Genomic DNA, 25,875 nt, shown 5'->3' on the forward strand with positions numbered 1-25,875 from the left:
AGACTCTGGCCATCCACACGCGGCAAAACGTGTTGCTCCCTACTGATCAGGGGGAGTGAATCAGCTTATGGTTCAGGAACTCTTCAATCCCGAATTCAGACAACTCACGCCCGTAGCCTGAATTCTTTACCCCACCGAATGGAAGGTCCGGGGCTGTCCCCGTAACATCGTTAATAAAGACCATGCCTGTTTCAATGCGGGCTGCTACATCCCGACCGCGGGCAACATTGGTTGTATGGATAGAGCCACCAAGCCCGTAGGGAGAGTCATTGGCCAGATCGACAGCTTCATCCTCATTTTTTACGGAGTAAATAATGGCAACCGGGCCAAAAATTTCTTCATAGAAAATAGGGTTGTCTTTGGTTACCCCTGTCAGAACTGCGGCCTGAAGGAAGAAACCATCCCGCGCAATCTGCTTACCCCCGGTGACCAATTTAGCACCATTGGCAACAGCACGCTCAACCTGCTCCAACGCCCGTTTCATGGCATCTTCGCTGCTCATCGGGCCATGCGTCACACCCTGTTCCAACGGGTCACCATATCGGAACTCGGACAGTGCAGAAGCCAGCCTGTCGGTAAATTCATCCGCCAGAGAATGATGAACGATCATGCGCTTTGCAGCCGTACACACCTGACCATTGTTGCTCATACGGCCCGCAACAGCATGCGGGATAACGGCGTCGAGGTCAGCATCGTCAAGCACGATAAATGCATCGGAGCCACCAAGCTCCATGGTGCTCTTTTTCAGGGCACGGCCAGCCTGCGAGGCAACGGCGCTACCCGCCCGCTCGCTCCCAGTCAGAGCAACACCACGGACTTCAGGCCGGCTGATCAGCTTTTCGGACTGCTCATTCGTCAGGAACAGGTTGGTGTAGGCACCTTCAGGCAGCCCTGCCTCGCGGAACAAAGCTTCAAACGCAACGGCACACTGCGGCACGCCAGGAGCATGCTTGACCAGCACCACGTTGCCCGACATCAGATTGGGGCCAGCAACACGCGCCAACTGATAGTATGGGAAGTTCCATGGTTCCACACAGTAGATCACGCCCAGAGACTGACTAAGCACTGTTGCCCGACCCGACGCCACGGGCAATTCCTTGGGGGCGAGGAATGTCTCGGCTTTTTCGGCATAATAGGCAAGAATATCAGCAGAGAGTTCAATCTCGCCCAGAGCTTCTGACAGCACCTTACCCATTTCCACGGAAATCAGGCGAGCATGCTTTTCCTTATCCCTACGGAGAATCTCCGCAGCCTTGAGGACCAGCTTCCGCCGCTCGGCAATAGAGCGTTTGCTCCAGTCATTTTTCCAGAACGTATGGGCTGTTTCCAGCTTGCCAAACATCTCTCCATCCATGTGGAGGTCAAATGTCTTTTCAGTTTTCCCGGTCGCCGGATTGATTGTGCGATACATGCTCATCGATACCGATCTCCTATGGTGCTCGCCCGGCTTGCAATCCCCCTGAATGGGAGAATGTCTGCCGGATGAAAGCTGCTGTCTGTCACAGCCTAGGCGATACCCAGAGGCGATGCGACCCCATGTATTCGATGATCACGAAAAAGTGTGAATCCTAAGATCAACATGAAAAACACTCATTCATGAATGTTTTAATAAATATTTTAAATAATACTAAAGCATTTCTGGTGATTTTCGAAGCCAAAATAAAAAGAAATCACCTTCACCTTCCGCATTTAAATATTGTTTCAAAACTGAAAAGAGTCTCAATTTAATCGTCAATTACAATATGGGTTCTATAAAATTTTATATCGTCGGAAACTTTAACGCTCTGTAAGGCAACAACCTATCCCACCGCGCGACAGAAGCACCAGAGCACAAGAGAACCTTGCGCCCTGTTTTTCCACATCGCTACGGATCATCATAACGGAGCAGCGCAGGCAAGGCTGCTACTCTGCCAGCAAAGCTTCACGCTTCATTTCCAGCTCCAGCCAACGTTCTTCACATTCAGCCAGTTGTTCCTCTGCTTTTTGCAGCGTCGCAGTCAGTCGCTCAAACTCAGCAGGGCTTCGAGCGTATAAATCGGCATCCAGAAGTTTTTCCCGCAGGACCGTTATATCTGCTTCAATTTTCGCCATTTCAGTAGGCAACTTGTCCAGAGCGTACTGGTCTTTGTAACTCAGCTTGCGGGCCGGGGCTTTAGACGTGGCCTCCTGCTTGCCTTTCCCTGCCGCGACCACAACGAGAGGTGCCTCGTTCAACGGCACCTGATTGCGCTGGGCCAGCATGTCGGAATACCCACCGGCATATTCGACCCAGTTCCCATCGGCCTCAGTCGCAAGTGTTGAGGTTGCAACCCGGTCCAGAAAATCACGATCATGGCTGACAAGCAGAACTGTGCCTTCATAGGTGGACAGCATGTCCTGAAGGATATCCAGCGTCTCCAAGTCCAGATCGTTCGTCGGTTCGTCCAGCACAAGCAGGTTGGATGGTTTAGCCAGTGCACAGGCAAGCATAAGCCGACCACGCTCCCCCCCGGACAAAGCACCTACAGGTGTACGAGCCTGCTCAGGCCGGAACAGAAAGTCTTTCATATAACCAATGACATGGCGCTTCTCGGTGCCCACCAGCACCATGTCACCGCCTTCTGTCAAAGTGTCAGCCAGAGTTTTTTCCGGGTCGAGAGCGCGGCGTTGCTGGTCAAGTGTGACCATGCTCAACGATGGCCCTAATGTCACCGTGCCACTATCTGGCTGGTCCAGGCCTGTCAGCAGGCGCAGCAAGGTTGTTTTGCCTGCACCATTGGCACCCACAATCCCCAGCCTGTCACCTCGCAGCAAACGCAGGTCAAGGTTATGGACGATAACGCGCTCACCCCATGCCTTACTGATATTCTCAGCCACTGAAACAAGACGGCTGGACGTGTTGGCCGTCTGAGCATTCATGGTCACGCTGCCTACAGCCCGCACAGCTTCCTTGCGGGCTGTGCGCAGGGCCGCCAGTTCCCTTACCCGCCTGACATTACGCTTACGGCGTGCGGTCACGCCATAACGCATCCAGTCTTCTTCACGCGCGATCTGCCGGTCCAGCTTGTGGGCGTCGCGCTCTTCCTGCTCCAGCACCTCTTCCCGCCAGGCCTCAAAGCGCTCAAAGCCTTCATCCAGTCGGCGGGTTACACCCCGATCCAGCCAGACAACAGACCGGGACAATGTGGACAGCAAACGCCGGTCATGGCTGATAATGACAAGAGCCGTCCCCAGACTCAGCAATTCACGCTCCAACCACTCAATCGTCGGCATATCGAGGTGGTTGGTTGGCTCATCCAGCAGAAGAATATCAGGTGCCGCAGCCAGAGCCCCGGCTATCGCACAACGGCGTACCTCACCACCGGAGAGATGGCTTGTGTTTTCGTGCCCTTTCAAACCCAACGCTTCCAGCATGGCAGCGGCCCGCCATGCCATGGCAGGGTCAGCAATCTGTGCGGCAACATAATCAGCCGTTGTGGCATAGGCGCTTAAATCAGGTTCCTGCGGCAGGTAGCATAAGGACGCACCAGGCTGAAGAAATACGCGGCCTGAATCGGGCTGAATAACCCCCGCAGCAATTTTCAGAAGCGTAGATTTTCCAGACCCATTGCGCCCGACCAGACAGAGGCGCTCTCCTTTTCCCACAGCAAAATCTGCCCCGGCCAGCAACGGTTTGCCACCCAGCGTGAGAGAAATGTCCTGTACATGCAGAAGGGGAGGGGGAGCCATGAAGATACTGCCTGTTCGTCGCAAGTGGTCAAAGGGAACAGGCTGGGCAACGCCCTGTTGCCGTTAGACCTGCGCCATGCCTGCGCTGCTTACGGCCTGATAGGTAGCCACGGCAAGGGCCATGGGGTCAAACGGCTTCGTAATAACGTAGCTTGGCTCCAAAGTCTGCCCCGTCAAAAGCCGCTCTGGATAGGCTGTGACGTAAATAACCGGTACATGGAACGACGTGATAATTTCGGCAACAGCCGCCATACCGTCCCCGCCATACCCCAGGTTGATGTCAGCCAGAACCAGGCCCGGCCGCGTCTGTACCGCCATTTGGATGGCATCTTCCTGCGTATGGGCAACACCCGCAACGCTGTGCCCGCATTGCAGGACAAGCTGCTCAATATCCATGGCAATAATCGGTTCATCTTCGATAATCAGAACCGAAGTCTGGACACCTTTACGTATCAGTTCCTGAGCGGCCGTCAGTTCCGCCTGAGCCTGTTTTTCAGAAAGGCCGACAATCCGACCTGCCGTCTCCAGTCCGACATCTTCCAATGACGTCAGCAACAGCAACTGGCGCTGCCGGGTTGTTACATCACGGACTGGTGATGCGTTTTGCCCCTCGGCAGGCACATACAAACGGGAGATGACCTTGTACAGCTGTTGCAGGGGCGTAAAACCATCCTCCGACCTTTGAGAGGAAAGATTACGCAACCCTTCCGCAACAAGGAGGTCCCCGTCTGGCTGGCTACCTGTCAGCGCACGTGCATAACGTCTGGCATAAGGGAGAGTCCTGATCAGACCGTCACGCAGCGATTCTGACACGACAAATCTCCTTCATGAAATGGCTATGATAAAAGCATACGATGCCGCAATGATGGCATGGCACGCCGCCGACCGAAAGGGGTATCCACTCTGACTTCTGCCAAACAGGCCATACTGCAGCCTCAACACAAGCCTTTTCGGGCGGAGTTGCTGGCGGTTGTTCCATCGCTTCGGGTCTTTGCCCGCTGCTGGACACGGGACTGGGCTCTGGCCGACGATCTGGTGCAGGAGACCGTCCTGCGGGCACTGTCTGCGGCGGACAGTTTCCAGCCCGGCAGCAGTATGCGGGCCTGGTGCTTCACAATCCTGCGTAATTTTTTTCTGGAGCAAGCCCGTAAAAAGAAACGGGAAAGCGAAGTGTTGCACCACTACAGCGAACAGCAGCCCCGACAAGAACAGACAGAGACTGTGACAGATAATCCACACGATCTGGAGAAATTTCTGTGGCGTCTTTCTCCACTCCTGCGAGAGGCCCTGGTACTCATCGGCGCACAGGAAATGACGTATGCGGAAGCCTCGAAAATCTGCGGCGTGGAGGTCAGCACCATGAAAGTACGTGTTTCCAGAGCCCGCTCAGCCCTCCGCAAGATCATGGATGAACAGAACGCCCCAGCTTCCTGAGCGAACATTTTTTCTATCGCCATGTAACCTTTGAAACGCCCCATCCATTGATACCGCAAAACAGGAATCATTTATGGAGATTTCGGACATGGTGGACACATTTCACGACCAGCTGATAGCCATTCTCCCCAAGCTACGGGTGCAGGCCATGGCGCTGACCCGTAACCGGGCCATGGCGGAAGATTTGGTGCAGGATGCCGTCTGCAATGCCCTGTCCGCCCGCACCAGCTTCATGCCCGGCACCAATTTTGGTGCCTGGATGCACCGCATACTGCGAAACCGGTTTATCTCCGACCTGCGCAAAAAACGTGAGACCACAAATATCGACGACACTCCCCAGTCCTTTCTGGCGGTCGGCGCACGCCACGATGACAGGCTTGCCCTGATGGAACTGGATGCAGCCCTTGCATGCCTGCCAACCGACCAGCGTGAAGCTCTGCTGTTAGGCGTTCTTGAAGGAATGAGCTATCAAGAACTGGCGGAAATTTCTGGCTGTGCCGTTGGTACGGCCAAAAGCCGCGTGTTCCGCGCGCGGAGGCAGCTTGCCCTCTGGCTGACAGGCGAGGACTACGTGGAAGACGGAGAGAGTTCTGGCAAAAAATCCCAGAAGACCCCGTCGCGGAGTGGCAGACGCCCCTCCGGCACGAGCAAGACGCCTTCGGGCATTGGCCCTTTGCTTGGTTAGTCGCCGTGGCACGTTCGAGTTTAGAAGAGTGGCCGCCTTCGCAGATCGAGCGGCCGAGTATTAAGTCCTCCCTCCTGCCTTGGGCCGAGGGAGACGAACCGGAGAGCAGGGTGGGAAAAAGCAGGGAAGAATCTCCCCGCCAGAGGCCAACAAAACCACAGCAGCGGCAGGCTTTTGATATCTGGCTGGAACGAGGATTGCGTCAGATGTTTAATGATGTCGTCAACGAACCCGTGCCCGAAGAGCTTCTTAAACTCATTCAGGATGACAGGGAAAAACAGGGCTGAATCTGTTTGAACTTTCTCTTATGGCTGCTTGCAGGCACCCGGCATATCGCTCTGGCGCTCCTTGCCATTCTGGGCCGGGTGTTTGCAACCACCAGTGCCCGCCTGCGGGTTCTTATTGGCCTTTCGGCTATTCCTGTCATGGCCATTGGCTCGGTCCTGGCCTTCAACAACTATCAGGACGTCAGGACAGGTAGCGCCCAAAGGGCTGCATCCGCCATCATGCGGCTGGACCTGCAGTTCCGCCACGATACAGACAGGCTACGTAGCGCGCTCGAAACTATTGGCAACATGGACCTGACTCCAGGGCAGATCGTGCATGCCCTGACATTGGCTGAAACCATCAGCGGCCAGCGCTACTGCTTTATGTCCGTGCTGGATGATGCCGGACATACAGTGGCATCAGTCTCACCACCTGGACGCTCCTGCGCGGAAGTCGGGCGACTGGCTCCGCCGGGCGCAATCAAGGACACTTTGCTGGAAGCCGTGCAACAAAGCGGCGGTACTGAAGACAACGGTGCTTTTCTCCGTATTACCGTCCCGGCCTCGTTTTTATCCCTCCCGGAAACACATGGTTACCTGATGGGGATCCTCCAGATCTCCCGCACCAATTTTTATCTTGGTGGCGCGTCTGGCTGGGAGGCATTTTCCGACGACAGTAACCCGGTCCAAGCATGGCTGGTTATGCATAACGACCAGCTTTTACCCGTCTGCACCAACTGCGGCTGGCACCCACCCCCCGCCGCTTTGGTCAAAACCCTCAAAGACAAATTGGAAAACAGCGCCTTATCCATTGTGTCCCTTCCGTCATCCGATGGTGGTTATGCCTTGGGTGCCATTGCCGGCGGGGCTGACATTTTTGTTTCGACCCAGCGCACACAGCTTGAGGCCGAAGCACTGCGGAACATGATTTTCCAGCTTGCAGCCTTGTTGTTCCTGCTGGTTGCAGGTCTGCTGGCCATGACACTGGCATCCAATATCGTGCTGGTATGGCCTTTACGACGCCTGATTCTGTCTGTGCAGAAATGGCAGCTCGAAGGCATTTTTGATGCTCGGATCACCCGCTCCATGCCCAGAGAGCTGCAACAGTTTGGGCAGGCATTCACCCGTGCCACCCGCCGTCTTGCCCGACACGAGGCGCGCCTGAACAAAGCTATGGCCCACCAGCGACTGCTGATGAAGGAGATCCACCACCGCGTAAAAAATAATTTACAGATTGTAGCGTCTCTTCTCAATCTTCAGGCAAGCCAGATCACTCACCCTGAGGTCAAAGCTGAGTTTGCCCTTGCCCGAGATAGAATCCGCGCCCTGGCAACTCTGCACCGCACACTGTATGCCGAGGATAGTCTGAACAGTCTGAACATGGCTGTTTTTCTAAAAGACCTGTGTGAACAAACCCTGCTGATATCCGGTGAGCATGAAAGCGGCCGTATTAGCATTAACGTCCATTCCGACAGCTTCTGGATGGACCCGGATCATGCCGTGCCTCTGGCCCTGATCGTCACTGAACTCATTACAAACTCAATCAAATATGCCTTCCCCGACCAACGGCGTGGCGTCATTCTTGTTGATCTGCGGCGCACTCAGCAGCAGGTCACCCTCCAGGTTGGTGATGACGGCATTGGCTGTGCGTTTGACAGCAGCACCGCCGCTCAAGGGATCGGGCTGAAGCTTATCAACGGCTTTGCCCGTCAGCTTAAAGCTACGGTCACATTCTCTAGCGACGCTGGGGTAAAATTTACGCTCAGTATGCGTCTACCAGAGGAGAAAGAGGCGAGTACCGACAGCCTGTAATGCATGCCATGCGAACAATGCAGCGGTTCATGTCGGTCTAAGTTGTTTGCGTCATGCGTAGAGCAGTATAAACGCCTGTGTATGAGCAACGACAAAGCAGCAATCCGCGGCTGGACCCAAACTCAGTCTCGTCTGGGGCGTAAGGCCGCACGATCAGTAATAGCAACCGGCCTGCTGTCCAGCCTGGCCGGTGTTGGGCAGGCGTGGTGTGTCGCTGTTATTCTGGGGCAAGCCTTGCTTGCCTGGCAGACAGGGCATGGCCACCCTACCATATGGCCATTCCTCCTGTTTGCCATTCTGGCTGCGTTCCGCGCCATAATAATGGCCAGTGCTGACATTACGGCAGCCAAAGCTGGCATTGCTGCCCGCCGTCGTTTACGGGCGGAAGTGCTGTCCTCCATCTTGGCAGGTGGCCCAGCCTTGCTCCGCCGGATGCACAGCGGAGCCTTGGCAACAACTGCCGTGGACAGGGTTGAAGCGCTGGATGGTTTTTTCAGCCGATGGATTCCTGCCTCGACCCTCTGGATTGCCGCCCCGCTGGTCATCCTTGTGCCAGTTGGCATTGTACAACCCCGCGCAGCCCTGATTCTCGGCTTATGCGGTTTGTGTGTGCCTGTCGGACAGGCCGTTTTTGGAATTGGGGCCGCCGTTGCCTCACGCAATCAGTTTCTGGCCATGACACGCCTTCAGGCCCGCTTTCTGGATCGGGTCAAAGGCATTGCAACGATTGTACTGGCAGGACGCGCAGACGACGAAGCCCGCAAGCTGGGAGAGGCCGCGGAAGAACTACGCCAGCGCACCATGAAAGTCCTGCGGGTTGCCTTCCTGTCGTCCGCCACCATTGATTGCGCCATGGTGGTGGCTCTGATCACGCTGGCCATTCTGGATGGCCGACAGGCCCTAAGCCTGCAAGCGTCAGGCAACGCTCCCTTGCTGGAAAGCACGATCAGAAATGGACTGTTTGCCCTGCTGGTTGTGCCTGAATTTTTTGCCCCCCTACGGTCCATGGCTCTGGCTTATCAAGACCGGGCCCATGCCCAAGGGGCTGCAACGGCGATTTTGGAACTGCCCGACAAACCAGACCTGACTGCGCCCGAAGGTGCCCGTACCGTCAACGCCAATGGTGTCATGCTGTCGTTCGATTCTGTCAGCTTTACATGGAACCCAGCACGTGGGCCGGTTTTGCACGACATCAGCTTTATAGTGCCTGCCGGGGAAACCTTGATCCTTGCCGGGGCTTCTGGCTCAGGCAAATCAACCATTATGGAGCTGCTCCTCGGCTTCATTCAGCCCGAGACCGGGCGTGTCCTGTTTAATGGCGCCCCAGTTGAGAGCATTGTGCCCGATGCCCTGTCACGCATGGTATCCTGGATCGGGCAAAAGCCTGTCCTGTTTGCGGGCAGCCTGCGCTATAATATTCTGTTCGCAAAACCCGATGCCGATGAAAAAGAGTTGGCCGCAGCCTTACGCGCCGCAGCCGTAGACCAGTTTTTGCCCGACCTGCCTGATGGCCTGGATACCATGATTGGGGAAGGTGGCTTTGGTCTCTCCGGTGGGCAGGCGCAGCGTATCGCCATAGCCCGTGCGTACCTGAAAAATGCCCCCGTGCTTTTACTGGACGAACCTACCGCTCACCTAGACCCGGCGACAGAAAAAGCCGTGTTTGAAAGCCTGCAACGCTTGGCTGTAGGGCGCACTGTTGTTCTGGCAACCCATTCTACTGCGGTGCACATGTTCAAAGGGCGGCGCATCGACTTACAGCACGGACGTATCATGAGCCGGCAGGGAGCAGCGTGATCATGCAGAGCAAGAGCAACCCGGCCCCGGCCAGCCTCCAGAGCGCCCCCCTTGGCCCAAAAACCAACCGGGAATGGCACGCCATCCGCACTATTTTCCACCTCTGGCGCAAGCAGGGCATGCGTTTGGCTGGTGGAATCATACTGGCTTTGGGTGCTCTTGTTTGCTCTTTGGCTCTTATGCAAACCTCTGGCCTCAGGCTGGCAGGGTGTGTGATGGGCGAGGTCATCATCGCTACAGCGACCCTGAAATGGATAGGCGGCAGCCGCATAGCCCTCCGCTATGCGGAGCGGCTTTTTGCCCATGATGCCATGTTCCGCGCCCTGGCAGATCTGCGGGTATGGTTCTTCCGCTCCCTCGCACGAGGCGGCGCTGCGGGGCTGGGCTTCCGCCATGCCGGTGACATGCTATCCCGACTGGTGTCGGACATTGGCGCTCTGGACGGGTTGTACCTGCGCATTATCCTCCCGCTGATCTGTGCTCTTGTCACGTTTCCCGCTCTCGTCATTCTCATCGCTCGCCAAAACCTGCTTCTCGGACTGATCATCGGCGCACTATTTGCATGCACTGCCTTTGTTATCCCGTGGCGCATTGCCCGGTCCGGTAATCAGGCTGCCAGCCAGATGGCGCAGGAACTGGCCCATTTACGTATTTCCATTCTCGATCTGGTGGGAGGACTCCGCGAAATCCGTGCTTTTGGAGCAGAAGGTCGGATGCTCGCCCATGTGCAGGCGGCGGACTCCAAACTCCTGAAAAGCCAGATGGCGCTTTCACGCCGGGCTGCACTGGCTGGCGCCGGCGCGTATCTGGCTGGGCAGGCCGCCATTTTTGCCCTGCTGATCGGGCTCGTGGGGGCAGGGAGCTTACACCTGCCAGCCCTGCAAGGGATCGGGCTCCTGTTCCTCTGTGTCGCCGCTTTTGAGAGTGCGACCGCCCTGACACGTGCGGGGCTTCAGGCAGGCACCATGGGGGCTGCGGCCGTGCGCGTAGTGGAAATTGCAACCGCCCCCTCCGCAGTGACCGCGGCCAATCCGCAAACACAAACCCCCATCAGCACCGATATTCACATTCGGAATGTCAAATTCCGCTGGTCCGACAGTAGGCCCTGGGTGTTTGATGGTCTTACCCTGGATATCCCTGCGGGGGCCCGTATTGCCATTCTCGGCCCGTCAGGCACCGGCAAATCAAGCCTTGCCGCCATGCTGCTCCGGGCTGCCGCCCCTCAGGAAGGGCAGATCTGCATGGGCCAGGTCGATATTAGCTGCGTTGCTCCAGATGTACTGCGACGGCAGATTGCCTGGCTGTCCCAAGCTACGCATCTGTTTGATGACACTATCCGCGCAAACCTGCTGCTTGGTCGCCCGGATGCGACTGAGGCTGACCTGTGGCAGGCCCTGGATGATGCCGCAGTCTCCGATGTTGTACGCACCTTGCCGGATGGGCTGGATACATGGCTGGGAGAAGGCGGTGTGCGGCTTTCTGGCGGGCAGGGCAGGCGTATAGCACTGGCCCGGACCCTGTTGACGCAGGCCCCAATCCTGATTCTGGATGAGCCTGCAACCGGATTGGATGCCCAGACAGAGCAGGAGTTTCTGAAAACCCTGAACACCGTCAGCACTGGCCGCACTGTCATCCTGATCGCACACCGCCTGACGGGTGTGGAAAAACTCGATCGTATCTGGCGGCTTTCTGGTGGTGTCGCCAAAGCTGCCGTGGCATGATTGCAAAGTATCAATACCCCTGACAGTCAGGATGTCTTCCACGACCATCCAAGAGCGAGGCCGTTTTATGGTGCGAAATTCTGCCAAGATCATCACCCGAGCCCTGGCCCCGCTTGCTGGGATTTTGCTCCTGAGCGCCTGCGCCGATCAGGCACCGCGTAAGTATGTGGTGTTTTTCTCCAACCGATCGGCCGAGCTTGATGAGGCCGCAAGCACCGTCGTCGCTCAGGTCGCGGAAAAAGCTGCCCACCATCCCTCCCGCATTGTGCAGGTTGAGGGGTACGCCGCCGCCGGGGGTGATCTGTCGGCGGATGCCCTGCTGGCCATACAGCGCGCCAAAGTCGTGACTGAAAAACTGCAAGCTGATGGGGTCCCGGCAGACCATATCGTCCAGACACCTCGTGCACCCAGCACTCTGGAAGGGATGGCGGTCGGCTCCAGGCGTGTTGAAATCGAATTGGTCAGCCCCTGACGTCACGTGGAAATTTCTGACAACGATAGTCCTTCAACCGCTTCTTCTCCCGGCATACGTCGCGACAGGTTTGTAGGCCGCACCCCTGAAGATGTTCTGCAGACCGTCTTTGGCTTTCATGGCTTTCGCAGCCTGCAAGCCAAAGCGGTAGGCAATGTCATGGATGGGCAGGATACGCTTGTCCTTATGCCAACAGGCGGGGGGAAAAGCGTCTGTTATCAGGTGCCCGCCCTTTGCAGACCGGGGATGGGTCTGGTTATCTCCCCCCTGATTGCCTTGATGGATGATCAGGTTGCGGGCCTGCGCCAGCTCGGCATTAATGCCGCGGCTCTGCACTCCGAACTGGATGAGGAAGAGTCAGCCAAAATCCGATCAGACCTGGCTGGTGGGCGGGTGGACCTTCTCTATATTTCCCCTGAACGGCTACTGTCTTCGGGCACGCTCGATCGGCTGGTGCGCATCCCGCTATCCGTTATCGCTATTGACGAGGCACACTGCATCTCGGCCTGGGGCCATGAGTTCAGGCCCGAATACCGGGCTCTGACCGCACTGCCCAGGCATTTCCCCGGTGTGCCGCGCATTGCCCTAACTGCCACTGCGGATGAACGCACGCGGGAGGATATTCTGCGGGCGTTGGATATGCCGCATGCCGATATCCTTGTATCCAGCTTCCACAGGCCCAACCTGAATATTACGGTGCAGGCCAAAGGCTCGGAAATCAAACAGCTTCTGGCCGTCACCCAGCAGCACAAGGATGCCGCCTGCATTGTCTACTGCGGTAGCCGTGCACGAACCGAACGCATTGCTGAGTCCCTGAAGAGCAGGGGCCTTCCTGCCCTGCCTTATCATGCAGGTCTTTCGCCTCAGGAAAAAAAAGCGGCCTTGCTCCGCTTTCGTTCTGGTGAGCCGCTTATTATCGTCGCCACCATTGCTTTTGGCATGGGTATAGATCGGCCTGACGTACGCTCTGTCGTGCATCTGGATATGCCTGCTTCCCCTGAGGCCTATTACCAGCAGATCGGGCGCGCAGGGCGTGATGGCCTACCTTCGGAAACGGTCATGCTGTACGGCGGCGAGGATATGGCCCGCGCCCGATACTGGCTGGACCAGTCTGCGGCACCAGAGCAGGAAAAGCGGGTCATGCGTAACCGCCTGGAAGCCATGATTGCCCTGACAGAAACGACTGGCTGCCGCACACAGGCTCTGTTGCAATGCTTTGGCGAGGTGCTGGAAGAACCCTGTGGCCACTGTGACAACTGCCGAACCCCGGCTCTGACGTTTGATGGCACACAAGCAGCCCGCAAGCTGCTCTCAGCCATCTACCGCACAGGCGAATGTTTCGGCGCCCTGCATGTCATCGCTGTATTACGCGGTAAGATGACCCCCGTTGTGGAACGCAACGGGCACGACAAGCTCTCTGTCTGGGGTATCGGTAAGGAGCGGAGCGAAACCTTCTGGCGCGGGGTGACCCGTCAACTTATCGCTCGCGGTGCCCTCAAGACAGAAGGGCAGTATGGCGGCCTGCTACTGAACCACGATATTGCCAGACCCATTTTACGTGGCGACATGGAGGTGCACCTTCGGGCTGACCCTGTGACCCATTCCAATAGCGACAGCACCCCACGCAGCAGCGCACCAAGAGCAATGGATGACCTCTCTGGTGATGCACTTCTGTTGTTTGAAGCCCTGAGACAATGGCGGCGGGACGAGGCAAGGGAGCAGGAAATTCCCCCATACCTGATTTTTCACGACGCAGTCCTCAAAGACATTGCCGAGGAACAGCCCGACACCATAGACAAATTGGGGGACATCCGTGGGGTTGGCCGCTCCAAACTTGAACGATACGGGGATGCTGTTTTGGCCGTCATTGAAGAAAACAGCACAACAGGGATTATCGCCTGACTGCTCCAGGCCGCTCTCATCCCCCCGCTAAAAATCAGACACAGCTACAGGCTGGCACTGTAACTGTGTTTGAAAATACCCTAATGAGCCTTGTTATCCTGTGCAGTAATCACGTCTGCCTGCACGACTTTAGTCGCCCCCCCATAAAACCGGAATGTTACTGGGATACTACGGCCCACCTGAATATCTGGGCTCTGCCCAAAGCACGCAAGGCTGTAGCCACCGGGAGCAAAAACCAGTGTTGTCGCGGCAGGTAAGGCCAGATGTTTGAACAGGTCCCGCGTCTCGGGTGTATTTTCCTGATCAACATGCTGCCCAACAAGGCTTGCACAACCGGGCGTAGAAACGTCTGAGAGCAAGTGGACCGCACTACCGTGGTTGCGAATGGTAAAATACAAGGCAGGGGGGCCTTTGTCTGGGTCAAGCACCAGTTGCACAGCCTCTACGGTAATATCCTTCTGCTCGTCATCCTTCCCCTGAGATACAGCAACGGGAGGACTGGCGGCTGCCTGCACAATACTGGTTGAGACATGAGTGACAAACAGGCCCGAGAGGAGCGCGACAGTCAGACGGCAGCGTTTCATGCGTAATTCCTTAAAAACAGAAGGCAGACTGTGGTATGGACGAACCGTCGTAAAAGACATATCTGATCGAGGTAGAATGTTGCTGGCGCCCCCAACGCCTCCACACCCGCGCTGATAAAAGGAACAGAGTGCACCATGCGTTGCCCTTTTTGCGGTAACCCGGACAGCCAGGTCAAGGACAGCCGCCCGAATGAAGAAGGCTCCGCCATCCGGCGGCGGCGGGCATGCCTGTCCTGTGGGCAGCGCTTTACAACCGTGGAAAGAGTGCAACTGCGCGAACTGGTTGTTGTCAAGCAGGATGGTCGCCGCGCTGTTTTTGAGCGTGAAAAAATAACCCGCTCCATCCGTATCGCCCTGCGCAAGCGCCCCGTTTCGGAAGAGCGGATTGAACAGATTGTAACGGGCATTGTACGCCAGCTTGAAGCATCCGGTGAAACGGAAGTGGCAACCACCCGCATTGGTGAACTGACCATGGATGCGCTGAAGGAAGTTGATAGCGTCGGTTATGTCCGCTTTGCCAGCGTGTACCGTGACTTCAGGGAAGCCAGAGATTTTTCTGAAATCCTGACCCTGATGGAAAACAGCGCAGCCCACCCGACAGAATAAACACTAGACCTAGAGCCATAAAACCGTCATGAAACGCGGCTGCGTATTTATGCGGGCAGGAGAGACGGATGCCGGAATTACAGGACCCCACAAAACTGAATGGTGCACAGCGCCCGCGCACGGCTGCGCGCGTAGCGGCTGTCCAGGCACTGTTTCAGATCGAGCAGAATGGGGACCAGACAGACACCGTCATTGAGCAGTTTCTCGTCCACCGTTTTGGCACCACGCTGGATGGTGCGTCTTACGAAGATGGCTGCATCCCCGAGGCCGACACCGTTCTGTTCCGGAGCATTGTCCGCGATGCCATCGCCTCCAAAACAGTTCTGACCGACAGCATACGGCAAGTCTTGCCCGCCACTTGGCCGCTTGAGCGTCTGGACCCAGTCCTGCGTGCGCTTTTTCTCGCAGCTGGAGGAGAGGGCAAGGATGATTCTATCCCCACCCCCATCCTGATCAATGAATATATGGATGTGGCACACAGCTTTTTCTCAGGCGATGAACCCCGCCTGGTTAATGGTGTGCTGGATGCGCTGTTCCGGAAAATGAAATCGGCAGATAACGATGGTGAACTCCCCTCCGACCAGCCAATCGACTAACCTCCCAAGGGAGTTTTCCTTCATCCGCGACCACTTCGGGCCCCTCGGCGGGCCCGCTGCCCTTGGGTTGCGTGATGATGCTGCCGTCTTTACCCCCGCAGAGGGGCGCGACCTTGTTGTCGCAGTCGATACCTTGGTGGAAAATGTTCATTTTCTGCCAGACGACCCGCCAGAGACTATTGGCCGCAAGTTACTAAGGTGCAACCTGTCGGATCTTGCAGCCATGGGCAGCAAGCCTGAAGGCTGGTTACTGGCTTTTTCCCGCCCTGCACACATTACAAACGACTGGACCAAACGCTTCTCTGAAGGGCTCCACAAAGATCAGGAAACATTTGGCCTGAGCCTGATGGGGGGGGATACAACCTCCACCTCTGGCCCACTGGTACTGTCCCTGACTATTCTGGGTTCCGTTGCGCACGGGCAAGCCATCCGACGCCAAGGCGCCAAGGCTGGGGATGGAATATGGGTCACAGGCACAATTGGAGATGGCGCACTGGGCCTACAAGCCTTGCAAGGCACGCTGGAAGACCCAACAGGGTGGCTGGCTGAGCAGTATCGCCTGCCACGCCCTCGGGTTGGCCTGCCTCTGTTTGGATTAGCCTCTGCCGCCATGGATGTGTCTGACGGGCTTGTGCAGGATTGCGGGCACCTGGCACGGGAAAATGGGCTGCATGCCGTGCTGTATGCCAGTACGGTCCCACTTTCACCCGCGGTACAGACGGCGGGCAGTCAGTGGCTCCCTACCTGCCTGACAGGCGGGGATGATTACGAGATACTGATGGCAGTCCCGCCTGAGCATGAGGCCAAACTCGCTGCATCAGCTATGCTCGACACGCCGCATGGGGCCGTACCGGTTACCCGCATTGGCACTTTCACCAATGGCCCCCACACCGTCACTGTGCTTGATGACGATGGAATCCCCCTGACTTTTCCTACAGGCGGCTGGAGCCACCTGTAGGGGTACCATTCAGGGCAGAGTTTTTTCGTACATCCGGTGGCGCTTGTATGGCTCGGGGACAATCCGCTCGATCAGGTTCCGAAGGCCTTCATGGACTTCCAACACCCAACCCAGTTCAATCGTGCGATAGGGCAGAACATGCCCTCGGCGCATCAGTTCATCAATAATCAGCGCTGGCAGCATGGCCCGCAGGGCTGTCGCGAGATATTTTTTACGAACCCCGAGCAAGACCACCCTGGCAGAATGAAACTCATGATTGAGAACACGGCTGCCAAGCTTCAACCACCCAAGCGGTGACGGGCCACCACCCAGATCACCACAGACGTCAAACATGTTAGGCACCACGAGGGCAATGGCCGCGGGCTCACCATCCACTTCCGCCAGTACATATTGTTCCGGCCGCAGGACGGGCTTCAGTTCCTTGAGCAGGCTCTGCACTTCTTTTGCGGTCAGAGGGATATTGCCCCATGTCCCGTCCCATGCGTCGTTATAAATTTCACGCAGGATTTCCGCGTCTTCCGCAACATGATCCATACGTAACCCACGCATGGTAATATTGCCCATGCGCTCACGCACGTTGAAAGGCAGGATATTGGCGCGTTCGGCTGCTGATCCTGTTTCCATACGGTAGGACAGCAGGTCCATGGCCTTTGTGTAACCTGCCTGCTCCACAGCATGCCCGAGGGAGACCGGGTGCCACGGCGTTCCGATCATGGGGATTTCATTCTGCCCCTCGATCATGACCCCGGACTGGCCATTACTGTTCAACGTCCATGGACCACGCACACGCTCTATACCGCGCAGCTTCAGCCAGTGTTCGGCGGCTTCAATCAGGGGACCGACACACTCCGGCTCGGCCGTATCCAGAGCACCAAAAAAGCCTGTGCGGGGACCTTCCTGCTTAAGGGCAAACGCATCAATATGCGCCGAAATCCGGCCAACAGGCTTGCCATCACGCCAGGCCAGAAAGTAGCAGGCAAAGCCATGTTCAAAAAAAGGTGCCTTGCTGGGTGAAAGCAGCCCGCGGGATTCCATATCCAAAGGTGGAACATAACCGGACAGGCCATCGTAAAGAAGGCGTGGAAGCTTTATAAAGAGGGATTGCTGGCGGAAGCCCGAAACAGGAGAGACGATAATCTGATTCGGGGAAGGCATTGCCGCTTCATCCTCTGGACCTGAAAAACATCAGGGGTGATGCCTCATTCCGCTTGAATGGGAAAGGAAAAAATGTGACCTCCGTTACAGTCGCACCAGGAGTTTCACGCTCCATCCTTATAACAGGGGCCAGTGGCGGCATTGGCATGGAGTTGGCGCGCCATTACGCAGCCCCAGGCCGCACGCTGGTTTTATGGGGCAGAAATGCCGAGCGCCTGGCCGAAATTGCAACGCGTTGCTGCGCCAATGGCGCACGCGTTTTTACCCGGCAGGTTGATCTACAGGATGGCAATGCAGCCTTGACGGCCTTCGCACAGGACGATGCCACACACGAGTTAGACCTTGTTATCCTGGGGGCAGGTCTGTCTGATATTCAGAGCATGGACAGCAAGACGGAAGAGCCTGAAAAAGTGCTCCAGCTCGCGTTGGTCAACTATGCCACACCAGTCAGCCTGGCCACGGCCGCAGCACGCGCCATGATGGCCCGCAAAGGTGGGCGTATTGCCCTGATCGGCTCCGTAGCCGGGATGTACGAACTCCCCTTCGCAGCCTCCTACAGCAGCTCCAAGGCTGGTCTGGCTTTTTTTGCCAAGGCCGCTCGACTGGCCTGGCGGCAGCATGGGGTATCCCTGACGCTCATCGCCCCCGGTTTTGTCAACACAGCCATGAGCCAGAGGCTTGAAGGCCCACGGCCTTTCCTGGTGTCCCCCCGGCATGCGGCCCGTGTTATTGCCCGCGCCGTTGCCCGTCAGCAGGCTGAGTATATCTTCCCATGGCCATTCAGGGTGCTGAACGTACTCGTGCGCCTGGTGCCACAAAGCCTGCGGGAACGTATTCTCCTACGTCTTGCCGTTGGCCAGAAGGAGAGTAAACGCTAACAGCGCACCTAGTATTTTATCTTTCTGTTCATCAATGTATGTATTCATGATGCATGATGAACAGAAAGCATCATGATCTTTTTGAGAAAGATGCACAGAACAAAGACTACACAAGATGAGTGTCATAAAAGAACCCACCCAAAAACGGCTTCTCGGGCGCAAATCTCTCTTTCAGATCGGCAAAGATCTGCGGCCACGGCTGGATCGCCTGATTATGAAAGACTCTCTACTCTCTGATCAGGCTGTGTTTGATCGCAATACATTCAAGTGGATTGGCCTGCTGGAACAGAACTGGCAGCAGATCCGTGATGAAGCAACACGCATCAATACCGCCGAGATTCCCTCATTGGGGGAAATCTCACCCGACCATGGCCGTATTGCCGCTGACCGGCGCTGGCGTTCGTTTTTTCTAACCGGCTATGGCTATAAACGGGCTGAAAACTGTGCGCGCGTGCCTTTGACCTCGACCCTAATTGAACAGATTCCAGGGTTGGTTACAGCCGTGTTCTCGGTGCTGGAAGCGGGATGCCATATTCCCCGCCACTACGGCATGACCAAGGGGATGCTGACCTATCACCTCCCGTTGAAAGTTCCGAAGGATAGGGAGCATTGCTGGATTCAGATTGAGGATAAAGACGGGTTGAAGGTCCACCCATGGGCGGAAGGACAGTCCTTGCTGTTTGATGATACCTACAATCATGAAGTCTGGAACAACACAACGGAAGACCGTTATGTTCTCCTCATTCAGGTCCAGCGACCGTGCCGGGGCTTGGCCCGTATTGTGTTGAAAACATTCCTGTGGGCCGTCAGACATTCGCGCTTTGTGCAGGATATCAAACAGCACCTCGATAACCGCAGGGATACAGCCGCAGCCTAATCCTTAGACCTCATAAGGGGAGGGGTCTCTGACCTCTCCTGCAAAAAAGGCTACATATCCCTTTGGTACGCGTGCTGGTAAGAAAGGGAAGGGGGTGTTGGCACGCAACCGCCATAGCCAACCTGCACCGACTGAGTGCCCTAGGATCAAAGAGTCACAATGACAGTACGCAGCATCGTCCCCTTTCCAGACCCAAGGTTACGGCAGGTCGCCCACACGGTTACAGTTTTTGATGGTCAGCTACGCCTCTTAGCCGCTGACATTACCGAAACCATGCGCTTGGCGCCGGGGATCGGGATGACTGCATCGCATATCGGTGTAGCCCAGCGTGTTTATGTTCTTGAACTGCCTGAGGACGTGCAGCCACAAACCTATGTTAACCCGGAAATTACCTGGCTTTCGGACGAAACCGCCCAGAATGAGGAAGGCAGTGTTTCCATGCCCGGCGTGACTGAATTGGTCACAAGATCTTGCAGAGTAACAGTCCGCTATCAGGATATTAACGGGAATGAGCAGCTTGAGCATGCTGATGGCCTACGTGCCATTTGCCATCAGCATGAAATAGATCAGTTAAACGGTCTATTCTGGACACAGAAGCTCTCCAGCCTGCGCCGGAACCGCCTTATGGCGCGCTACAAAAAGCTGCACACTATGAAGAAGGTTGCAGAACACACATAACGCTCCGGCAGTTCCAAGAGCAGGTTAAGCCTCAGGCTTCAGCCATGCCACTATTGAAATCGGAAAGTAGAAGTGGATCCCATCCTCCGCTTTCCAGGCCCCCATTCCCAAGCGATTCTGCCCGCCTGCTATATCTTCTGCAAACAGATCATTCAGAGCCGACCAGTCTTCTGGCGCCACCTGATCCTGTAACCGTGATTCCAGGCGGTATTGTTGTGTCAGCAAAAGCTGCAAACCTGCGTCGGCGCCCAATGACAATAATTGTGGCAACGTCAGTGCGCTGGTATGTGACGGGTCCCGTAAGGTTTCCGCCTGATCATAGCCCGTCTGGCACTTTGGGGCTGGCATTGCATCAATCACAATAATCCGCCCACCGGGGCGACAGACACGCACCATTTCCGACAAAACGTTTCCAGGCACCTGCATGTGGTGGAAGCTGTACCGCGTTATAACGCGGTCAAAGCTTGCTGTCCGGAATGGCAGAGCCTGCGCATCACTAATATAGTAGTCCACAGCCACATTCATGCTGGCTGCACGCAGTTGCGCCTGTTCGATCATGGCAGGCGTCAGGTCAATGGCGGTCACCTGCACCCCGGCCTGTGCCAGTTCACAAGCAACAATTCCCGGCCCACAGGCAACATCCAGCACGTTCATACCTGCATTTACTGAACAGGCAGCTAGTGTCTGTGCCATGCTTTCCGCCTCAGCATGAATAGGCAGATCGGCAAAAGGCTTTGCCCAGCGTGTAAACTGCGCGACGATGCGTGCATCATGAGATGGAGCAATATCTGACATCTTCTTTCCTTTCCCTTATGGGGTCAGAATAAAGATGGTAGCGTTGACCGACTAACGCCTGGCGGCCAAAAATGAGCGGATATCGGCCAATGAAAAACCTGACATCCAGCGAGACACACACCGTTATCGTTGGAAATCAGCTTGATGGTCGCGGCAACCCCGGTTTTGCATTCCGCAACCCTTCCGCACCCATCTTCTATGACTGGCATGACCACCCTTGCCACCAGATCACCTACGCCAAACGTGGGGTTACTCAAATTGAGGGGCCAGATGGCTGGCACCTTCTCCCCACCGCACATGCCATCTGGATTCCTGCGGAAACCCGCCACCGGACCATGATCCGCAATCTGGATGGAGTATCCGTCTACTTTGACCCCACACACTTCCCTGCGGACCATCCCGCGCAGATCCTGACTTTCCCCGTGACCGCCATGCTCAAGGAAATGCTGTTTTATACTCTACGCTGGCCTGCCGGGGCCACAGAGCAGCACCCTGTTGCACAGAGTTTTTTCCATACTCTGAGCCTGCTGTGTCTGGAGCACATGCTGGCAAAACATGAAGGTGTTTTCAGGCTCCCACGCGCCACAAACCCATCTCTCATACGCGCAATGGATACGACGCTAGCAGATCCGGGATCTGCCAACCTTGCACTCGCCCTGAAACAAGCGGGCATGTCTGAGCGGAGTTTTCGCCGCCACTTTCATGATGAAACAGGCATGACATGGCAGGAATGGGCAACACAGGCGCGCCTTTTCCGTGCGGCAACCATGCTGGCAGAGGGGCTACGCGTCACCGATGTGGCGGCTGAGGTCGGCTATGCATCCCTTAGTGCCTTTGCCAAGGCATTTACGCAGTTGTTCGGTATGTCACCCACCCATTACCGAAAACTTCAAACAGGGAATGAATGACCGGGAGTGAGGCAATCTCTGGTTGTCTGTGCCGCCGCAATAAAAAACCTGCCCAACCAAGGCGTATTCAAAACAGAATACACCAAAGTCGAGCAGGCTTTATCAGTCAGACATCAAGGAAGAATAGAAATCCCTGAGTCTCAGAACGGTGCGTCGATGTCCACAACATCAATCAGCTTGTGATTGACGAATTCCTTGATCCCCAGACCAATCAGTTCACGGCCATAGCCCGAACGTGCCACACCGCCGAAGGGCAGGTCGGCTTTAACCATTGTCGGGTGGTTTACAAACACCATGCCGGTGTAAATGCGCCGCGCAACAGCCACACCACGCTTCGTATCACGCGTGAACACCGACCCACCAAGCCCGTAGGGTGAGTCATTGGCAATACGCACCGCATCATCTTCATCCTTGGCGCGGTAAAGCTGCGTCACAGGGCCAAAGAACTCCCAGTGCCGGGCCGGATTGTTGTTTTCCAGGCCCGTCATCAGCAGCGGCTGCACAAACGCGCCCTTCTCGGGCACGGCCGAACCGATAACCTCGACAACAGCACCCAGCTTACGGGCTTCTTCAACCTGCTTGAGCAGATCATCCGCAGCTTTCTGAGAAGACAGGGGAGCCAGCGTTGTTGCGGCATCCAGCGGGTCACCCGCACGCAGTTCGGCCACACCTTTTTTGTACAGCTCAAGGAAGCGGTCATAGATCGCATCCACAACAATCAGGCGCTTGGCAGAAACGCAAACCTGACCTGCGTTCCAGTGGCGGCCAAAGACTGCCCAACGCACGGCCTTTTCAAGGTCGGCATCTTCCAGAACAATAAAGGCATCAGCCCCACCCAGTTCCATGGTAGCTTTCTTCAGCGCCTTACCGGCGATGGAAGCCACAACGGCACCAGCCCCTTCAGACCCTGTAAGAGCAACACCACACACGCGCGGGTCGTTCAGCACCACCTCGGTATGATGGCGGGCCATATACAGGTTGCGGAAGGCCCCAGCAGGCAGACCAGCCTTTTCCATCAGCGTGTCAAAGGCTGCGGCACACTGCGGCACATTGGAAGCATGCTTGAGCAGAACCGTATTACCAGCCGACAACTGCGGCGCGATGATGCGAGCAATCTGGTAGTACGGGAAGTTCCAGGGCTCGATCGCCAGCACGATACCCTGCGGCTCATGCACCAGAATGGCATTGCCTTCTTCCGGTTTTTTAACCGGCAGCGCCTCTGCTTCCAGCAGTCGCTCGGCATGTTCAGCGTAGTATTCAAAAATTTCGGCAGACAGGATCACTTCTGCCTTGGCTTCCGCCAGCAGCTTGCCCATTTCCAGGGTCAGAACACGGGCGTATTCGTCCAGATTATCACGCAGGATGGTTGCTGCTGCGGTCATAACCTTAGCGCGTTCGGCAAAAGATGTCTGACGCCATGCCAGATAGGCATTATAAGCGCCATCAAGAGCCGCCTGAACTTCCTGGTCAGTTGCGTCAGGGAAAACCTTAAGGGTTTCACCAGTGTACGGGTTGGTTGTGGCGTATGCCATGACTTAAATCTCCTTTAACATAAGGCTGTTGGCAGCATGCGATAGCTACCCGTGATGCGGTAGAGCAATTCTGCCCACTTCTTGCCTTATCCGCTCAGTCGTGAATGTTGCTGTCTTTTGACCTATGCTATTTTTGCCATAATTCTTGCCTTATCCTATTTTCCTTGAAATTATCGGATAGGCACTTCTTTCCGTCGGGTTTCAGAGCATGACAGATGTGAGCAGTCATTTGGCTGAACTGCAACGTATGACGCTGCATCATTGCCGGAAATCGAGTGTTATAACAGCCATACCAGAATTAACACTCTACCGGGCAGAGGCTTTGAGCGAGCCACTGCCATTTGTTTCTGAACCCAAGGTTTACGTTATTGTGCAGGGTCGCCAGCAGATCATGCTGCGCGACAAGGTGTTTGATTACGATGCCAGCCACTATCTGGTCACTGCAGTGGACCTCCCTGTAGCCGGGTGCATCACCCAAGCATCGCACGACCATCCTTATCTTGCACTGTGCCTGACACTGGACCCCGCACAAATTGCGGAGCTGTTACTGGCTGTGAATGACAGGCAGGTTGACCCCTATCAGGCATGCATCATGGGCATGGGGCTAAGTCCGCTCAACACCCACATTACCGGCCCCTTGCTGCGCCTGATGAGTCTGCTGGATCAACCCGAGGACATTTCCATCCTGAAACCCTTGATTATCAAGGAACTGCTTTACCGCCTGCTACAGGGGGACCAAGGATGCGCCCTGAAACAGATCGCAACAGCAGGCAGCAGCCTGTCCCAGATCAACCGCGCTATTCACTGGATTGCCCGCCATTTCATGCATGCTTTTGACATCGCTGACGTCGCAGGGATTGCGGGGATGAGTCTGTCCACCTTCCACCGCCATTTTCGGGCCGCAACCAACATGAGTCCCATGCAGTACCGTACCCACCTGCGCCTCCAAGAAGCGCGGCGCCGTATGGTCAGTGAACACATCGACGCAGCACAGGCCGCATTTTCTGTCGGCTATGAAAGCCCATCACAATTCAGTCGCGAATACAAAAGAATGTTCGGCCGCCCACCCGCACAGGATGTCAAAGCTGTTGGCGTGTCGCAGGACGCAGAGGCGGCACCGAACATCAAAAGGGCAGGGGGTCTATCTTAACAAAAACGTGAACACAGCTATGCGCCTTAAGAAGCGCCAGTTCCCCCTCTCTAAGCTTCAGAGGAGGTATGGGGCTTAAAGCATCCCACAATTCCCCGTGATCTGCATTTTTCTGACCTGAACCATCGGGGGCCAAATAAGGGAAATTTGGCAGATTTAACGCAGCAGACTTTGCTGCAATCAACACTAACGTAGAGTCGGGAGTCTTATGGCAGCGGCTCTTGCTGCATAGATTCACACGTTCCTACGCCTATCAGCATTGATACTCCTGCATTGCAGGCAATATCCCTGACATCACTTCTGCCGCCTGAAATAACATTCAGGAAAACATAGTTTTTAATTTTCTGGATCATGACACCGTCCATTTCATAAAGAAATGGAGGTCCGGGCGGGAATCGAACCCACATACGCGGATTTGCAGTCCGCTACATCACCATTCTGCCACCGGACCCTCATCGGGTGTGTGGGTGGGTTATCTCCTGTTCCACGCATTTGGTCAAGATGTTGTCTTGAACGATTTTTAAATCAATATGGCACACAGTCGTGGTTCATCCGGTCACGCTGGCCGGGCGGGGACACGCCAAGGCAGAAGGACAGACGACATGATCCTACAGGCAGGCACCGCCACGCTGGCGGAAAAGAAAGAAACAGAAGCAGAGATGTGGGTGGAAGCACGGAGCCTGATGGTCGATGACCAGCTACGCCCAACGGAAATTACCAACCCGCTGATTCTTAAAGCCATGCGCTCCCTTCCGCGGGAACTATGCGTTCTACCCCAGCAGCAGGCCGCCGCTTATGCAGACACCAGCCTGCCCCTTTCTGCTGGCCGGGTTCTGGCGCAGCCTCTGCTGACTGCCCGCCTGCTACAGGCCGCAGACCCGCAGAAAGGCGAGCGGGCATTGGTCGTCGGGGCAGGGACGGGTTACGCTGCGGGACTGCTTGCGTCTCTGGGTCTGTCCGTGACTGCCTTGGAATCTGATTCTGCCTTGGCGGCCCAGGGGCAAAGCTTCTGTCAGCAGCTTGGCCTGAATGTCACCTGGAATATTGGTCCGCTGGACCATGGTGTGCCAGACAACGCCCCTTATGACCTGATTTATTTTGATGGTGCGCTCTGTGCCCTGCCTGAGTTCTGCACGCGCGATCTGGCACCCAAGGGCCGCATTGTCGGACTGCTACAGAAAGCAGGTAAGCTGCCAGAAATTTTCCGGGCACGGGAAGTATCTGATGAAACAAACAGCCTGATGTTCACGTTCCTTGCCGAAGCACGTGTGCCCGTTCTGCCAGGCCTGGAAGCAGAGCGTCAGTTCACTTTCTGACCATTCACACACCCAGCCGCCATGGTGAGCATGGCGGCATTGCTG

Annotated in this window: 25 protein-coding genes and 1 tRNA gene; 17 read left to right on the forward strand and 9 right to left on the reverse strand. The window is 56.0% G+C overall.

Annotated features, from left to right (window positions below; all coding sequences use genetic code 11):
* Positions 1–46 precede the first annotated feature (46 nt).
* The 3 genes from FLP30_RS11530 to FLP30_RS11540 all read right to left on the reverse strand — a co-directional run bounded on the left by FLP30_RS11530 (position 47) and on the right by FLP30_RS11540 (position 4,521).
* The gene (locus FLP30_RS11530) at positions 47–1,417 is read right to left on the reverse strand and encodes an NAD-dependent succinate-semialdehyde dehydrogenase (RefSeq protein ID WP_149279926.1); all 1,371 of its coding nucleotides are present in this window, start codon (positions 1,415–1,417) and stop codon (positions 47–49) included.
* Between the two features lie 485 nt (positions 1,418–1,902).
* Positions 1,903–3,708, reverse strand: coding sequence for an ABC-F family ATP-binding cassette domain-containing protein (locus FLP30_RS11535; RefSeq protein ID WP_149279927.1), 1,806 nt, complete (start codon positions 3,706–3,708; stop codon positions 1,903–1,905).
* Positions 3,709–3,771: 63 nt separating this feature from the next.
* Positions 3,772–4,521 (reverse strand): response regulator, encoded by a 750-nt coding sequence (locus tag FLP30_RS11540; protein WP_149279928.1) that lies wholly within the window; start codon positions 4,519–4,521, stop codon positions 3,772–3,774.
* 57 nt (positions 4,522–4,578) lie between these two features.
* Here FLP30_RS11540 and FLP30_RS11545 point away from each other — a divergent pair, with 57 nt between their 5' ends.
* The 8 genes from FLP30_RS11545 (at position 4,579) to recQ (ending at position 13,797) form a co-directional block, all read left to right on the forward strand.
* The gene (locus FLP30_RS11545) at positions 4,579–5,142 is read left to right on the forward strand and encodes a sigma-70 family RNA polymerase sigma factor (RefSeq protein WP_149279929.1); all 564 of its coding nucleotides are present in this window, start codon (positions 4,579–4,581) and stop codon (positions 5,140–5,142) included.
* 88 nt (positions 5,143–5,230) lie between these two features.
* Positions 5,231–5,827 (forward strand): sigma-70 family RNA polymerase sigma factor, encoded by a 597-nt coding sequence (locus FLP30_RS11550; RefSeq protein ID WP_149280371.1) that lies wholly within the window; start codon positions 5,231–5,233, stop codon positions 5,825–5,827.
* A 5-nt stretch (positions 5,828–5,832) separates the two neighbouring features.
* Positions 5,833–6,114: a NepR family anti-sigma factor gene (locus FLP30_RS11555; RefSeq protein ID WP_210419284.1), complete on the forward strand. Its 282-nt coding sequence runs from the start codon at positions 5,833–5,835 to the stop codon at positions 6,112–6,114.
* Between the two features lie 102 nt (positions 6,115–6,216).
* Positions 6,217–7,905 (forward strand): sensor histidine kinase, encoded by a 1,689-nt coding sequence (locus tag FLP30_RS11560; protein ID WP_149280373.1) that lies wholly within the window; start codon positions 6,217–6,219, stop codon positions 7,903–7,905.
* Between the two features lie 81 nt (positions 7,906–7,986).
* Positions 7,987–9,702, forward strand: coding sequence for a thiol reductant ABC exporter subunit CydD (gene cydD / locus FLP30_RS11565; protein ID WP_149279930.1), 1,716 nt, complete (start codon positions 7,987–7,989; stop codon positions 9,700–9,702).
* Positions 9,703–9,704: 2 nt separating this feature from the next.
* On the forward strand, positions 9,705–11,423 hold the full coding sequence (gene cydC, locus FLP30_RS11570) for a thiol reductant ABC exporter subunit CydC (RefSeq protein ID WP_149279931.1): 1,719 nt from the start codon (positions 9,705–9,707) through the stop codon (positions 11,421–11,423).
* A 67-nt stretch (positions 11,424–11,490) separates the two neighbouring features.
* The gene (locus FLP30_RS11575) at positions 11,491–11,895 is read left to right on the forward strand and encodes an OmpA family protein (RefSeq protein ID WP_149279932.1); all 405 of its coding nucleotides are present in this window, start codon (positions 11,491–11,493) and stop codon (positions 11,893–11,895) included.
* 54 nt (positions 11,896–11,949) lie between these two features.
* Positions 11,950–13,797 (forward strand): DNA helicase RecQ, encoded by a 1,848-nt coding sequence (gene recQ, locus FLP30_RS11580; protein WP_168200128.1) that lies wholly within the window; start codon positions 11,950–11,952, stop codon positions 13,795–13,797.
* Between the two features lie 80 nt (positions 13,798–13,877).
* On the opposite strand, the gene FLP30_RS11585 is transcribed toward recQ, so the two are convergent.
* A complete protein-coding gene (locus FLP30_RS11585; RefSeq protein ID WP_168200102.1) occupies positions 13,878–14,381 on the reverse strand; it encodes a copper chaperone PCu(A)C in 504 nt (167 codons plus the stop codon).
* A 135-nt stretch (positions 14,382–14,516) separates the two neighbouring features.
* On the opposite strand from FLP30_RS11585, the gene nrdR reads away from it, so the two are divergent.
* The 3 genes from nrdR to thiL all read left to right on the forward strand — a co-directional run bounded on the left by nrdR (position 14,517) and on the right by thiL (position 16,541).
* Complete coding sequence (nrdR, locus tag FLP30_RS11590) at positions 14,517–14,987, forward strand: transcriptional regulator NrdR (RefSeq protein WP_149279935.1); 471 nt, start codon at positions 14,517–14,519, stop codon at positions 14,985–14,987.
* A 68-nt stretch (positions 14,988–15,055) separates the two neighbouring features.
* Positions 15,056–15,583 (forward strand): transcription antitermination factor NusB, encoded by a 528-nt coding sequence (gene nusB, locus FLP30_RS11595; protein ID WP_149279936.1) that lies wholly within the window; start codon positions 15,056–15,058, stop codon positions 15,581–15,583.
* Positions 15,549–16,541 carry a thiamine-phosphate kinase gene (gene thiL / locus FLP30_RS11600; protein ID WP_149279937.1) on the forward strand — a complete coding sequence of 331 codons (993 nt, stop codon included), beginning with the start codon at positions 15,549–15,551 and terminating at the stop codon, positions 16,539–16,541. Before nusB ends, thiL begins: the two co-directional genes overlap by 35 nt.
* A 9-nt stretch (positions 16,542–16,550) precedes the next feature.
* Here thiL and FLP30_RS11605 read toward each other — a convergent pair whose 3' ends face one another.
* Positions 16,551–17,696, reverse strand: a complete 1,146-nt coding sequence (locus FLP30_RS11605; RefSeq protein ID WP_149279938.1) for a hypothetical protein — start codon at positions 17,694–17,696, stop codon at positions 16,551–16,553.
* Between the two features lie 74 nt (positions 17,697–17,770).
* Here FLP30_RS11605 and FLP30_RS11610 point away from each other — a divergent pair, with 74 nt between their 5' ends.
* The 3 genes from FLP30_RS11610 to FLP30_RS11620 all read left to right on the forward strand — a co-directional run bounded on the left by FLP30_RS11610 (position 17,771) and on the right by FLP30_RS11620 (position 20,129).
* On the forward strand, positions 17,771–18,574 hold the full coding sequence (locus tag FLP30_RS11610; protein ID WP_246856523.1) for an SDR family NAD(P)-dependent oxidoreductase: 804 nt from the start codon (positions 17,771–17,773) through the stop codon (positions 18,572–18,574).
* 214 nt (positions 18,575–18,788) lie between these two features.
* Positions 18,789–19,451: an aspartyl/asparaginyl beta-hydroxylase domain-containing protein gene (locus FLP30_RS11615; protein WP_338028478.1), complete on the forward strand. Its 663-nt coding sequence runs from the start codon at positions 18,789–18,791 to the stop codon at positions 19,449–19,451.
* 159 nt (positions 19,452–19,610) lie between these two features.
* Complete coding sequence (locus tag FLP30_RS11620; RefSeq protein WP_149279941.1) at positions 19,611–20,129, forward strand: peptide deformylase; 519 nt, start codon at positions 19,611–19,613, stop codon at positions 20,127–20,129.
* Positions 20,130–20,153: 24 nt separating this feature from the next.
* On the opposite strand, the gene FLP30_RS11625 is transcribed toward FLP30_RS11620, so the two are convergent.
* On the reverse strand, positions 20,154–20,924 hold the full coding sequence (locus tag FLP30_RS11625) for a class I SAM-dependent methyltransferase (protein ID WP_149279942.1): 771 nt from the start codon (positions 20,922–20,924) through the stop codon (positions 20,154–20,156).
* Between the two features lie 89 nt (positions 20,925–21,013).
* On the opposite strand from FLP30_RS11625, the gene FLP30_RS11630 reads away from it, so the two are divergent.
* Positions 21,014–21,832 carry an AraC family transcriptional regulator gene (locus tag FLP30_RS11630; protein ID WP_149279943.1) on the forward strand — a complete coding sequence of 273 codons (819 nt, stop codon included), beginning with the start codon at positions 21,014–21,016 and terminating at the stop codon, positions 21,830–21,832.
* Positions 21,833–21,972: 140 nt separating this feature from the next.
* Here the strand turns inward: FLP30_RS11630 and FLP30_RS11635 are convergent, their stop codons facing one another.
* Complete coding sequence (locus tag FLP30_RS11635) at positions 21,973–23,364, reverse strand: NAD-dependent succinate-semialdehyde dehydrogenase (RefSeq protein WP_149279944.1); 1,392 nt, start codon at positions 23,362–23,364, stop codon at positions 21,973–21,975.
* Positions 23,365–23,686: 322 nt separating this feature from the next.
* Here FLP30_RS11635 and FLP30_RS11640 point away from each other — a divergent pair, with 322 nt between their 5' ends.
* Positions 23,687–24,514: an AraC family transcriptional regulator gene (locus tag FLP30_RS11640; RefSeq protein ID WP_246856524.1), complete on the forward strand. Its 828-nt coding sequence runs from the start codon at positions 23,687–23,689 to the stop codon at positions 24,512–24,514.
* Between the two features lie 206 nt (positions 24,515–24,720).
* Here the strand turns inward: FLP30_RS11640 and FLP30_RS14130 are convergent, their stop codons facing one another.
* Both FLP30_RS14130 and FLP30_RS11645 read right to left on the reverse strand, forming a co-directional pair.
* Entirely contained in the window at positions 24,721–24,867 is a 147-nt protein-coding gene (locus FLP30_RS14130) for a hypothetical protein (protein ID WP_168200103.1), read from the reverse strand.
* 24 nt (positions 24,868–24,891) lie between these two features.
* Positions 24,892–24,965, reverse strand: a tRNA-Cys gene (locus FLP30_RS11645).
* Between the two features lie 151 nt (positions 24,966–25,116).
* Here FLP30_RS11645 and FLP30_RS11650 point away from each other — a divergent pair.
* Positions 25,117–25,830, forward strand: a complete 714-nt coding sequence (locus FLP30_RS11650; RefSeq protein ID WP_246856525.1) for a protein-L-isoaspartate O-methyltransferase family protein — start codon at positions 25,117–25,119, stop codon at positions 25,828–25,830.
* Positions 25,831–25,875 lie beyond the last annotated feature (45 nt).

It is taken from the genome of Acetobacter vaccinii, from assembly GCF_008365315.1.
GTDB lineage: Bacteria > Pseudomonadota > Alphaproteobacteria > Acetobacterales > Acetobacteraceae > Acetobacter > Acetobacter vaccinii.